The sequence below is a fragment of the Campylobacter sp. RM9331 genome, from assembly GCF_020137685.1.
Lineage (GTDB): Bacteria > Campylobacterota > Campylobacteria > Campylobacterales > Campylobacteraceae > Campylobacter_E.
On record NZ_JACGBA010000065.1, the window covers coordinates 1 to 511 of the forward strand.

At 35.0% G+C, this 511-nt stretch carries 1 protein-coding gene; it reads left to right on the forward strand.

Annotated elements, in window-relative coordinates; all coding sequences use genetic code 11:
- A partial coding sequence (locus AVBRAN9331_RS09780) for a flagellin N-terminal helical domain-containing protein (protein WP_442862307.1) occupies positions 1-511 on the forward strand: 511 nt, incomplete at both ends.

Here is a 511-nt window from a genome sequence, read left to right on the forward strand (position 1 = left end):
GCTAAGCGCTCATGCAAACGCATCTATGAACAATAGATCAATTGACAGTTCTTTAAATAAGTTAAACTCAGGTTTTAGAATTAACTCTGCTGCTGATGATGCTTCAGGTATGGCAATTGCTGATAGTTTAAGAAGTCAAGCAAGTTCTCTTGGTCAAGCTATTATGAATGCTAATGATGCTATTGGTATAATTCAGACAGCTGATAAGGCTATGGATGAGCAAATAAAAATACTTGATACAATTAAGAATAAAGCTATTCAATCAGCTCAAGATGGTCAAACAACTGAAACAAGACGCTCACTTCAAGCTGATATTTCTAGACTTATGGAAGAATTAGACAATATTGGTAATACTACATCATTCAATGGTCAAAAGCTTCTAAGTGGAACGTTTTCAAACAAAGAATTTCAAATTGGTGCATATTCTAATGAGACAGTTAAGGCTAGTATTGGGGCAACTACAAGTGATAAGATTGGGTTAACTAGGTTTGAGACTGGGCATAATGTGAGA